This is a genomic window from Colwellia sp. Bg11-12 (genome assembly GCF_014076955.1).
Lineage (GTDB): Bacteria > Pseudomonadota > Gammaproteobacteria > Enterobacterales > Alteromonadaceae > Colwellia_A.
Genome location: NZ_JACGUZ010000077.1, coordinates 70,305 through 82,540, shown reverse-complemented (window position 1 = coordinate 82,540; position 12,236 = coordinate 70,305). Strand labels below are relative to the sequence as shown.

The 12,236-nt window shown below is 36.9% G+C and carries 10 protein-coding genes; 7 read left to right on the top strand and 3 right to left on the bottom strand.

Annotated elements, in window-relative coordinates; translation table 11 throughout:
- Nucleotides 1-121: 121 nt before the first annotated feature.
- The 6 genes from rbfA (at nucleotide 122) to H4J39_RS14235 (ending at nucleotide 6,922) form a co-directional block, all read left to right on the top strand.
- Nucleotides 122-556 carry a 30S ribosome-binding factor RbfA gene (gene rbfA, locus H4J39_RS14260; protein ID WP_182229079.1) on the top strand — a complete coding sequence of 145 codons (435 nt, stop codon included), beginning with the start codon at nucleotides 122-124 and terminating at the stop codon, nucleotides 554-556.
- A 12-nt stretch (nucleotides 557-568) separates the two neighbouring features.
- Nucleotides 569-1,531, top strand: a complete 963-nt coding sequence (gene truB, locus H4J39_RS14255) for a tRNA pseudouridine(55) synthase TruB (RefSeq protein WP_182229078.1) — start codon at nucleotides 569-571, stop codon at nucleotides 1,529-1,531.
- 234 nt (nucleotides 1,532-1,765) lie between these two features.
- Nucleotides 1,766-2,035, top strand: coding sequence for a 30S ribosomal protein S15 (rpsO, locus tag H4J39_RS14250; RefSeq protein WP_070376186.1), 270 nt, complete (start codon nucleotides 1,766-1,768; stop codon nucleotides 2,033-2,035).
- A 344-nt stretch (nucleotides 2,036-2,379) separates the two neighbouring features.
- Nucleotides 2,380-4,497 (top strand): polyribonucleotide nucleotidyltransferase, encoded by a 2,118-nt coding sequence (pnp, locus tag H4J39_RS14245; RefSeq protein ID WP_182229077.1) that lies wholly within the window; start codon nucleotides 2,380-2,382, stop codon nucleotides 4,495-4,497.
- Between the two features lie 98 nt (nucleotides 4,498-4,595).
- Nucleotides 4,596-5,492 (top strand): lipoprotein NlpI, encoded by an 897-nt coding sequence (gene nlpI / locus H4J39_RS14240; protein WP_182229076.1) that lies wholly within the window; start codon nucleotides 4,596-4,598, stop codon nucleotides 5,490-5,492.
- Between the two features lie 32 nt (nucleotides 5,493-5,524).
- The gene (locus H4J39_RS14235; protein WP_182229075.1) at nucleotides 5,525-6,922 is read left to right on the top strand and encodes a hypothetical protein; all 1,398 of its coding nucleotides are present in this window, start codon (nucleotides 5,525-5,527) and stop codon (nucleotides 6,920-6,922) included.
- Nucleotides 6,923-6,964: 42 nt separating this feature from the next.
- Here the strand turns inward: H4J39_RS14235 and H4J39_RS14230 are convergent, their stop codons facing one another.
- Complete coding sequence (locus H4J39_RS14230; protein WP_182229074.1) at nucleotides 6,965-7,243, bottom strand: hypothetical protein; 279 nt, start codon at nucleotides 7,241-7,243, stop codon at nucleotides 6,965-6,967.
- Nucleotides 7,244-7,422: 179 nt separating this feature from the next.
- Here H4J39_RS14230 and H4J39_RS14225 point away from each other — a divergent pair, with 179 nt between their 5' ends.
- Nucleotides 7,423-9,102, top strand: coding sequence for a SufS family cysteine desulfurase (locus H4J39_RS14225; protein WP_182229073.1), 1,680 nt, complete (start codon nucleotides 7,423-7,425; stop codon nucleotides 9,100-9,102).
- Here the strand turns inward: H4J39_RS14225 and tcdA are convergent.
- Nucleotides 9,099-9,899: a tRNA cyclic N6-threonylcarbamoyladenosine(37) synthase TcdA gene (tcdA, locus tag H4J39_RS14220; RefSeq protein WP_182229072.1), complete on the bottom strand. Its 801-nt coding sequence runs from the start codon at nucleotides 9,897-9,899 to the stop codon at nucleotides 9,099-9,101. The two genes, H4J39_RS14225 and tcdA, sit on opposite strands and share 4 nt — an antisense overlap.
- Before the next feature lie 783 nt (nucleotides 9,900-10,682).
- On the bottom strand, nucleotides 10,683-11,969 hold the full coding sequence (locus tag H4J39_RS14215; protein ID WP_182229071.1) for a citrate synthase: 1,287 nt from the start codon (nucleotides 11,967-11,969) through the stop codon (nucleotides 10,683-10,685).
- Between the last annotated feature and the right edge of the window lie 267 nt (nucleotides 11,970-12,236).

The following is a 12,236-nucleotide window of genomic DNA, read 5'->3' as shown; positions in this document are numbered from 1 at the left end:
TCAATGTGACACGTAACTTACTGTTGGTAAAATACTAAATGGGGGCTTTGCCTCCATTTTTGTTCATATATTAAAGGTTATCAGGTAAAGAACCTTGATAACCTCATTAGGAGAATTTCTTATGGCAAGAGAATTTGCCCGTACCGACCGTGTCGGACAAGAAATACAAAAAGAAATCGCAACGATATTAATGCGCGAAGTTAAAGATCCTCGTTTGGCGATGACAACAGTTTCAGCTGTTGAATTAACGCGTGACTTAGCTTACGCAAAAATATTCGTTACTTTTTTTACTAACGAAGCGTCAGAAATAAAAAGCTCTATTGAAGTGTTAAATGATGCAGCTGGCTTTATTCGCTCGTTATTAGCAAAAAAACTACGCGCACGTATTATGCCGCATTTACGTTTTGTCTATGACAGTTCTATGGCTGAAGGTGTACGTATGAGCTCACTCGTTGACGAAGCTGTAGCGAGCGACAAGCACATAGCCGAGAGTTCAGAACGAGACGCTACTGCTACTGATGAAATTACTGATGTAAACAACGAAGAAAATTCATAGGGTATAAGCTAGATGGCTAAACGCAGAAAAGGTCGCCCAATTAATGGGGTGATCCTACTTGATAAACCTTATGAAATGTCATCGAACAGTGCTTTGCAAAAAGTTAAACGACTTTTTTTCGCACAAAAAGCTGGGCATACTGGTGCATTAGATCCTCTTGCAACGGGAATGCTGCCTATTTGTTTAGGTGAAGCAACTAAGTTTTCACAATTTTTGCTGGATACTGATAAAACTTATCAAGTGACTGCGAAATTGGGTGTCCGCACCACAACAAGTGATGCTGATGGCGAAGTTGTTGCAGAAAAACCAGTCAATGTTTCAAGTGAGCAGTTAGCACTCGCGCTTGAATCTTTTCGCGGTACAACACAGCAAATTCCTTCCATGTATTCAGCATTAAAATATAAAGGTCAGCCTTTATATAAATATGCCAGAGAAGGTGTTGAAGTACCCCGTGAGTCACGCGACATTACGGTTTTTCGTTTAGATTTATTACGCTTTGAAGCTGACGAAGTTGATTTAGATATTCATGTATCTAAAGGGACTTATATTCGTACTATTATCGATGATTTAGGTGAGTTACTTGGTTGTGGAGCACATGTTGCGAACTTACGTCGTAGCGCTGTAGGTAATTATCCAACAGAAAAAATGGTAACACTTGAGCAGTTACAATCATTAGTAGAGCAGGCTGAAGAACAAGAGTTATCGGCCAGTGAATTGCTAGACCCATTATTATTACCGATGACGACGGCTTGTGATGGCATTCCTGAAGTTTTCATTGATGATATGTCAGCGAATTTTTTACGCCACGGTAATCCAGTACAAGCATCAAATGTACCCAGTGAAGGCTTAGTGCAAGTTTTTGTCGGTGATAATATTATTGATGGCGAGTTTATTGGTGTTGGTCATATAGATGACGACGGTTTAGTTGCCCCTAAACGCATTGTTGTTTTAGATGAGTTTTTGAAAACACTGTAATTAAGCGACTTTAGGCACTTATTAGTCTGGTTGCAATAGCACTTACCTTAAGCATAAATATTTCTACTGGAAATTATTTATACTTAACGACGAGTTAATGATATTAAAAAATATCGGTTGCAATTACACCTAGCGCTGATACAATGCGCGCTCTTTTGTCACCTTAGCTGAATTAGTGTTTGGCTGGGTGCGAATTTTCAAGTACTTTCGGGTACATAACACTAAGGATTACTTATGTCTTTAAATGCTACAGAAAAAGCTGCAATTGTTGCAGAATATGCTCAAAAAGAAGGTGACACTGGTTCACCAGAAGTTCAAGTTGCTTTGCTAACTACTCAAATCAACCACTTACAAGGTCACTTCAAAGAGCACATCCATGATCACCATTCACGTCGTGGTTTATTGCGCATGGTTGCACAACGTCGTAAATTGCTTGATTACTTAAAAGGCAAAAACGTTGAGCGTTACACAACTGTAATCGCTAAACTAGGTTTACGTCGTTAAGATGTAACTTATTTATTATCTTTTCTAAAGATAGTATCGAAAAAAGGAGCTAATAAGCTCCTTTTTTTATACCTTTTTTTTATGAACTGTTACCTAAACGGTCACAAACCTTCCTTTTTTGTCTTTTCTTAATAACATTTACCTTTTGTCGCTAGTAAATACGTGGTGAGGTAGTATAATGTGCGTGCAAATTTTTAGAAGTATTAAGCTTTTGCAAAACTAATCAATCCAAACTGTATAATTTTTTGTTCAACTTAAGCAGTACAAAGTTTGCTCTAAGTGAATAAATAATTGTACAGATTGGTTAATAACTTAAAAATATTAATTTAATAAAAGGAACATTTATGTTCAATACTGTTACAAAAACATTTGAATTCGGTCAACATACCGTAACTTTAGAAACGGGCGCTATCGCTCGTCAAGCAACTTGTGCTGTTATGGCTAGCATGGACGATACGTGTGTATTAGTGTCTGTTGTTGGTAAAAAAGAAGCAAAGCCAGGACAAGATTTTTTCCCATTAACGGTTAACTACCAAGAACGTACATACGCTGCAGGTAAAATCCCAGGTGGTTTCTTTAAACGTGAAGGCCGTCCTTCTGAAGAAGAAACATTAATTTGTCGTCTAATTGACCGTCCAATTCGCCCACTATTCCCTGAAGGGTTTACTAACGAAGTTCAAGTGGTAATCACTGTAGTTTCTGCTAACCCAGAAATTGCCCCAGACATTATCTCTTTATTAGGTACTTCTGCGGCATTAGCTATTTCAGGAATGCCTTTTAGTGGTCCAGTTGGCGCAGCACGTGTTGGTTATACTGACGGCAAATACATTCTTAACCCATTACAATCGGAATTAGAAACGTCTAAGTTAAACTTAGTGGTTTCTGGTACTGATTCAGCAGTATTAATGGTTGAGTCTGAAGCTGATGTTTTATCTGAAGAAGTTATGCTTGGCGCTGTTATGTATGGTCATGAGCAAATGCAAACAGCAATCACAGCGATTAAAGAAATGGCTGCAGAAGTTAACAATCCTAAGTGGGATTGGGTTGCACCAGTTAAAAACGCTGATCTTATTGCTAAAATTGCAGAATTGAGTGAAGCACAAGTTAACGAAGCTTACCAAATTACTGAAAAAGCAGTTCGTTACGAAAAAATTAAAGAAATTCGCGATGGTGTTGTTGAAACATTATTGGCCAGTGACGCAGATCTTAACGTTCAAGAAGCGAAAGATTTATTCCACGACCTAGAAAAAACTGTTGTGCGTGGTCGTATCACCAAAGGCATGCCTCGCATCGATGGTCGTGACCCTGAAATGATCCGTGCCCTAGACGTAATGACAGGTGTATTACCGAGAACTCACGGTTCTGCGGTATTTACTCGTGGCGAAACTCAAGCATTAGTTACGGCTACTTTAGGTACACAACGTGATGCACAGCGTCTTGATACAATTATGGGTGAGAAGACTGACGCATTTATGCTTCATTATAACTTTCCTCCATACTGTGTAGGTGAAACTGGTTTTGTTGGCAGCCCTAAGCGTCGTGAAATCGGCCATGGCCGTTTAGCAAAACGCGGTATGTTAGCTGTTATGCCTTCACTTGAAGAATTCCCATACGCTGTGCGTATTGTTTCTGAAATTACAGAATCAAACGGTTCATCTTCAATGGCTTCAGTTTGTGGTGCTTCATTAGCATTAATGGATGCTGGTGTACCAATTAAAGCTTCTGTTGCTGGTATTGCAATGGGCCTAGTTAAAGAAGGCGACGACTTTGTTGTTCTTTCTGACATTTTAGGTGATGAAGATCACTTAGGTGATATGGACTTTAAAGTAGCGGGTACTACCGGTGGTATTACTGCACTTCAAATGGACATTAAAATTGAAGGTATTACTCAAGAAATCATGCAACTTGCTTTAAACCAAGCTAAAGCTGCACGTACTCATATCTTATCTGTAATGGACGAAGCTATATCTGGTCACCGTGATGATATTTCACAGTTTGCACCACGCATTCACACCATTAAAGTTAGCCAAGATAAAATTCGTGACATCATTGGTAAAGGCGGTGCTACTATCCGCATGCTTACCGAAGAAACGGGTACAACTATCGAAATTGACGACGATGGTACTGTGAAAATTGCTGCAACAAATGGCGATCAAGCTCAAGATGCCATTAACCGCATTAAAGCATTAACGGCTGAGATTGAAGTAGGTACAATTTACCAAGGTAAAGTAGTACGTATCGTTGATTTTGGTGCCTTTGTTAACGTACTTCCAGGTAAAGATGGTTTAGTTCACATCTCTCAAATATCTGAAGAACGTGTAAATGCTGTAAGTGATGTATTAACTGAAGGTCAAGAAGTTACTGTTAAAGTACTTGAAGTTGACCGTCAGGGCCGTGTACGTTTAAGTATTAAAGAAGCTTCTGAAAAGAAAGAAGCGCCAGTAGCTGACGCCGCTGAATAGCATACTTAAAAAGTTACATAAAAAGGGAGCCTGATGGCTCCCTTTTTTATATACTGAAACTAAATAAATAAAAATATTTTATTAGGTACCTTATTTCTGTGAATAAACTCTTTAAAGTAGCATTTGTTATCGCTATCTCTGCCATCCAAGGTTGTGCAAGTAATCAACCAAACACTTCTTCTATTGCTATGAATCAGCTCATCATTGCCGAGCCCTTGGCAATAAACTATAAAAGTGAAATAGCTATAGCTCGATTGACTGACGTTATTCAAAGAGCAGAAATAACCGATGCACAACGAGCTGAGCTTTATTATGACCGGGGTGTTATTTTTGACAGTGTGGGTTTACGATCACTAGCTCGCCTTGATTTTAATCGGGCACTAAGGTTAAAACCTGACTTTGTTGATGCTTATAATTTTTTGGGGATCCACTACACACAATTACAAGAATTCGAGCAAGCTTATCAAGCCTTCGATTCCGCGATTGATTTAGATCCAGAACATGAATATGCATTTTTAAATCGAGGCATTGCCTTATATTATGGTGGCCGCCCAGGTCTTTCAATTGATGACTTTAGCACTTTCCATCAACGTAAAAAAAACGACCCTTATCGTATTTTATGGTTGTATTTAGCTGAATCAGCAACAAATGATTTAACTGCTCAGATAGCATTAAAACGAGCTTCTGATTTAGTCGATGATAGCGTTTGGGCTAAAAATATCATTCAGTTGTATCTTGGCGATATTACTGAACAACAATTTGTTAACCAATTATCAAGCGGCACAAACTCAAGTAAAGCGTTAAGCGAACGTTTGTGCGAAGCTTATTTTTACCTAGGAAAGTATTATCAACTTAAGGGAAATAATGATATTGCGGCTAACTTTTTTAAATTAGCACTCAGTACCAATGTTTACGAATTTGTTGAACACAGATACGCTAAACTTGAGTTAGACTTAATGCGACAAGAAACACTACAAGCTGATAAGTCGTCTTAGTTGCTTATATAAATATTTTATCGATACCTTAAATGAAAGTTAAAGTTAGCCTAACAATCATGAGCTTATTGATCCTCCTATCAATAAGCTCTTTTTTATGGATAAATTCACTGATCCAACGGGTAGAAGATGGCTATGCTAGCCACTCACAATTAGCGCTTATTAATCAGCTTGGTCTACATTCAATATTATATAAACGCTTGAACTTATATGGCCAGCAAGATAAGAATAAGCAATGGCAAAATATTGCGAAAGCACTTGCTAAAGACGATGGAGAAATAGCATTCAAGTTAGCCAACTATTATCTTACTAAGCCTAAAGAAAGCTATCGTAAAAATCGAAATGGTGAACTCTGGCTTAAGCAAGCTATTCGCTTAAATCATAAGAAATCGAGAATTGCATTAGCTAAAATTTATCTTGATGAGCATAGCTTATTAGCCGCTACAAAATTACTCCTGCCGATACAATCCGATCCATCAGCGTTAAAACTTTTAATTGAAATTTCAATTTTAACGGGCGAATATAAAAAAATTGATCATTACATTCAACAATTCACCGCGATGAGTTCAGAAGATAAAACAGATGAACAACAGTCTTTTTATCAAAAATTAAAGCGTTATAAAATAATAAATAAGCCTGTAATAGCCCCTGAAGTTAGTTGCTTAGCGACAATATCTCCCTTTGCAACCAGCTTAGAAAACTTAGGGTATTTTGAAGAACTTATATCTTCTGCAAGACTAGCACCACTAAAACCCTATCTCTGTTTTTCACCCGTAAAATATATCAGCAAAATACAGCTAGATTGTCAGCATGATGAAAATGAAGCGATTCGATGCAACGAGTCTATCTGGCAAAAGCATAACTTAGTAGGCAATAACCGCTTTATTGCGGTACTTGTTGAAAAAGGAGGTGCTAATGTTAATGCGGGTATCTTATATATCGATAGTCATGATAATGAAGATGTTCTTTTTCATGAGTTGGCGCATCTTATTGGTTTTATTGATGAATATCAATTGGCAGAAAATCATTATCGATGCTTATCCGTTCAAAATTCAATGTTTTCACATAATATTGCTATTTTACCCCGCTTTTATCAGGGATCGCGACAGGTTGTACGGGAGAAAATTTTAAGCGAACTACCATGGGCTAAATACATTGAAAGCCATACCCCCTTAGTGAGTAAAGCTGAACAAGGGTGGAAATTAGGGACAGCTAAAGATGAGTCAGGTAGTGTTGGTGCTTATCTTGCTGAAAGCTGTGATGAGCAAAACTTTGTTGCAATACAACCCTTAAATCAAAGAACAGCTATGCGATATTATGAAGAAGTTTTTCCAAATTTATATTTACAGATGTTGGCTGATAATCCAAAGAAATTCTTAATGCCTCATTATTTACAAAATGTGAATAGGGCATTGAAAGCAAAAAAATAACGCTTTCGCGTTATTTTTTGGAAGGAATAATTTTAACCACTATTATTGACCTAAGGGAACACTTACAAAACTGGGTTGTTCTACGCTAGTCTTAGCTTTATTTTTCTTGATATTATGATGTGAATTAATTGCCTTACTTGGCTTTTTAATAATCATTGTTGTGGTTTTTACCTTGGCTATTGGCCACATCGTATTGTTATTAAAAGTATGTACCTCATCATAGACAGTATCTTCTAAAGGTACTGTTTTTAACAATGCTGATTGTTCCTGTTTAGCCTTTGAGTTCTTATTTGCTTTAATGAACCATGAAAATAACTTCATACATATCACCCTTAATTTTCTTCACTCGTTAACCTTAGTTGAGAATTGGCAAATTCACCTACTTATTTGGACTATTGTCTAAATAAGAGAGGTAGGGACTTAATTGTTTAAATGATCTGAACTTTAGGTAATGTAAGGTATAATTGTGTCAGTAATATTATCTTTAAATGTAACTTTTTATGAATAAATTTGATGTCAGCACATTTCGTCAGCATTTTCCCTTGCTCAGCAAAAAAATTAATAATTTACCTTTAGTTTATTTTGATAATGGCGCTACCACCCAAAAACCTAATGTAGTTATTGACACTGAAGCTGAGGTATATCAACAATATAATGCTAATGTTCATCGAGCTTCGCATGCGTTAAGTGCTAAAGCTACATTGGCTTTTGAGCAAGCTCGAACCGAAGTTCAACGCTTTATTCAGGCCAAACATGTAGAAGAAGTTATTTGGACTTCAGGTACGACCAGCGGCATTAACTTAATTGCACAAAGTTGGGGGCAAAATAACTTATGCCACGGTGATGAAATATTATTAAGTCATGTTGAACACCATGCCAATATCGTACCTTGGCAAATGATTGCCGAAAAAACAGGTGCTGTTATTAAAGTCTTACCATTAGACGTTAACGGTCTGATTGATGAAAATGCGCTAGCAGGTTATTTTAATGAAAGAACTAAGGTGGTTAGTTTTGCACATATTTCTAATGTGATTGGTAAAGTTAACCCAGTTAAAAAATTAATTACTTTAGCTAAAAAATACAAAGCAATAACCGTTATTGACGGTGCTCAAGCTTGTGCTCATTTAACACTTAATATGCAAGACCTCGATTGTGACTTCTACGTGTTTTCGGCACACAAAATGTTTGGCCCAACAGGGGTTGGTGTTTTGTATGGGCGCCGTGAATTACTCAATAGCATGCCTCCGTATCAAGGTGGCGGTGAAATGATTAAACGGGTGAGCTTTAAGGGAACATCATTTAATGAATTACCTTTTAAGTTTGAAGCAGGAACACCTCATTACGCAGGCGTTATTGCTTTTTCAGCGAGTATTCAATTCATCAATGTATTTTCTTTAACTCAGCTGGCTGAGTATGAGCACAAGTTAACAACATACTGCTATGAAAAGCTGCAAAGTATCGAAGCGATAAAATTTGTTGCCAAGCAGCAACCCGATATAGGAGTGATTTCTTTTACTGTTATTGGCACTCATAATCATGATATTGCTACTGGATTAGACGCATACGGTATTGCTATTAGAAGTGGTCATCATTGTGCAATGCCATTAATGGATTATCTACAGCTGAGCGGCTGTATTCGGGTGTCGCTAGCTGCCTACAATACTTATGCCGAAGTCGACTTTTTCATTGAAAAGCTAAATTTACTGATTAAAAATGGCAAAGAAAATGATGAAGGCGTGATCAGTGACCCCGTTATTGACCAAGACGCCTCTAGTTCAAATAACGAAATAGCGATGATTGAACGATTTAGCCCGCTAAAAGGATGGGATACTCGCCATCGAGAAATAATGTTATTGGGTAAAAGCTTAGATAGAATGGATAAAGTTTTACGTAATCATACTACTTTGATACAAGGTTGTGAGAGCGATGCCTGGATATATGCCACGATAAACGCTCGGGGGGAATTTTATTTTAGTTGTGATAGCGATGCTAAAGTTATTAGAGGGTTAATGATGATTATTTTAGCCGCCTTTCAACAACGCTCTGCGCAGCAAATATTAGCGTTTGATGATCACGCTTACTTTCTCAAGCTGGGTTTGTCGCAGCACTTGAGTCCTTCTCGAAGTAACGGCGTAAAAGCGATTGTCGAAAAAATTAAAACTATCGCAAACGACTATTAAACGCTATTTTTCGCTAAGTACTTTTTAATCGCGCGGCTTGTTGCAAAAAAAGCAAAAGTCGCAGTAACGTGAGTCACGGCTCCGAAACCAGAACTACAATCTAATCGCACCGAACCTTCACTAACTTGTTTAGCATGACAAACATTTCCTTCATTATCAGGGTAAACCAGTTGTTCCGTAGAAAACACAGCATCAATTGAGAACTTACGTTTATTACTGGTCTTTGCATCCGCTTTTGGAAAGTTGAATTCACGGCGCAGTTGATTTTTTACCTTAGCAAGCAATGGATCTTGATAAGTTTGGCTCAAGTCACAAAGTTGAATCTTGCTTGGATCTGTTTGTCCTCCTGCGCCACCAATAGTAATTACTGGTATTTTATTACGTTTACAATGAGCAATAATAGCCGTTTTTATTTTCACTGAGTCAATAGCATCGATGACATAATCAAAATCGTTACTTAATAGTTCACGCAAATTATCAAAAGTGACAAAATCTTCAATGACATTCACCTGACAGCTTGGATTAATTTGCTTAATACGTTCAGCCATCACATCGACTTTACTTTCACCAATGGTTTGGCTGAGCGCATGAATTTGACGGTTAATATTTGTCGTGCAAATATCATCGAGGTCGATTAATGTTATTGCACCAATGCCTGTTCTCGCTAAAGATTCTGCCGCCCAAGAGCCAACACCACCGATGCCAATGACACAGAAGTGCGCTTTTTCTAATAAGGCTGCACCCGCAACACCATAAAGGCGGGCAATGCCGCCAAATCTCATTTGATATTCAGACATACTGTTATATTCAGCTCTTAAATTTTTTAACATTATAAGGGTGAATGAGTGGTGAAGACAGTAAATCAGAGAGCGAATTAGCTATTTTATTTTTCTATTACCCTTTTCAAAGAATTACTTCCTTTTATATTTATCTAGGTATGATTAAAGATGATTGAAATCATAAATATTAAGATAATTGTATAGGATAAAGGGTGAAAATATTAACTGATAGACCGATAAATAGAAAAATTAAAGGGATAAAACACGTAAAATAAAGTGTAGTAACCATTAAATATATGATGTTACCTCGTGTTATTTTAAATGATTTATCGTTTGAACCGAGGATGTGTGAGTTAAATCCCTCTAAAATATTGAATTGAAAATTACTGTTTTTTTATGTCCTAGATGATTTTTTTGCCTTGAAATTAATATTTTAGCATTTTTAAATCCTTATTTAAAAACTTACAAATAACGTTTCAACAGAATTTTGGCTGTATTTTATTTATATCAGTGGCTTATTGTTTTTTTTAGTTTGTTGTTATTAATTGTTATTTTTTATATGAATGCTAGTTATTTTCTTGAGATATAAAGGGTGTTTTATGAACGATACTGCTGATTTATGTGCTAAACCAATAATTTCAGCTAGGAACGGCGTAATTATTAAAAGGTATTAATGAGGGGGAATTCACTTGATGATGAAGGTTTGAAGGATAATAAAACTGTTATCTATCGTGATTAAATTAAAGAAATAAAAAAGGTAGCGAGAGCTACCTTTTAAAAAGTGATTTATAAAATAAATATTTATCTTTTATTTAATGGGATAAATTCACGGTCAATTTCACCAATATAGTTTTGACGAGGACGACCAATTTTTTGACCCGCTTGACCTAACATTTCATCCCAGTGAGAAATCCAACCCACGGTACGAGACATAGCAAATACTACTGTGAACATGTTGGTAGGAATACCAATAGCTTTCAATATGATACCTGAGTAAAAATCGACATTCGGGTAAAGTTTTTTCTCAATAAAGTATGGGTCTTCAAGGGCTACTTTTTCAAGAGCCATTGCCACATCTAAAAGAGGATCTTTTATGCCTAACTCTTTCAATACTTCATGGCATGTTTCACGCATTACTGTTGCGCGTGGATCAAAGTTTTTGTAAACACGATGTCCGAAACCCATCAAGCGAAATGAATCACTCTTATCTTTAGCACGAGCAACAAATTCGTCAACACGGTCTAATGTACCAATTTGCTCAAGCATTTTTAAGCAGGCTTCGTTAGCGCCGCCATGTGCTGGGCCCCACAAAGATGCTACGCCTGCAGCGATACATGCATAAGGGTTAGCACCAGAAGAGCCGGCTAAACGGACTGTTGATGTTGAAGCGTTTTGTTCGTGATCTGCATGCAATGTAAATATTCTATCCATGGCACGGGCAACAGTAGGGCTAACAACATACTCTTCTGCAGGTACAGAGAACATCATATGTAAGAAGTTTTCTGCATAGCTTAATTCATTACGTGGATAAACGAATGGTTGACCAATGCTGTATTTGTAAGCCATCGCTGAAATAGTTGGCATTTTAGCTATTAAGCGATGCGCACTACGCATACGTTGCACAGGATCTTCAATGTCTAAATCGCTATGATAAAATGAAGACATAGCACCAACAACACCACAAAGCATTGCCATTGGGTGTGCATCAGGCAAGAAACCTTGGAAAAAATGAGCCAGTTTCTCGTGAACCATAGTATGGTTGGTAATAATATCAACAAATTCATCATATTGAGTCATTGTTGGTGCGTCACCATTTAACAAAATATAACAAACTTCTAGATAATTAGCTTGCTTAGCTAAACTGTCAATTGGATAACCACGATGTTGTAAAATACCTTTACCACCATCGATATAAGTAATAGCTGATTCACATGAAGCGGTTGCTAAGAAACCCGGGTCATAAGTAAAATAACCATAATTCCCTAAAGTTCTGATGTCTATTACGTCGTTACCGGCGCTACCTGAAAGTATTGGTAAATCGGCAACTACGATACCATCAATACTGAGAGTGGCTTTAGATTCAGCCATATGTTTAATCCCCTATAAATTATTAATTCGCTTTTCTGATTTCAGCTTTTGAAAACTTAATCAGTTTTTATGAATATAAAACTGCCCGTATTCTACTTCATTATACCCCCTTAAAGTCAAACGTAATGTTTTAACATTAGACTAAAGTTAAATAAGCAGCCTAACTGGTTAAAAAGTAAATAGAGATTTATAAGATAAAGATGAATTGTCGCTTAAGAAAATTGTAATTAAAAAAGTTCAGCTATATAATCACATTGATTTAATTTT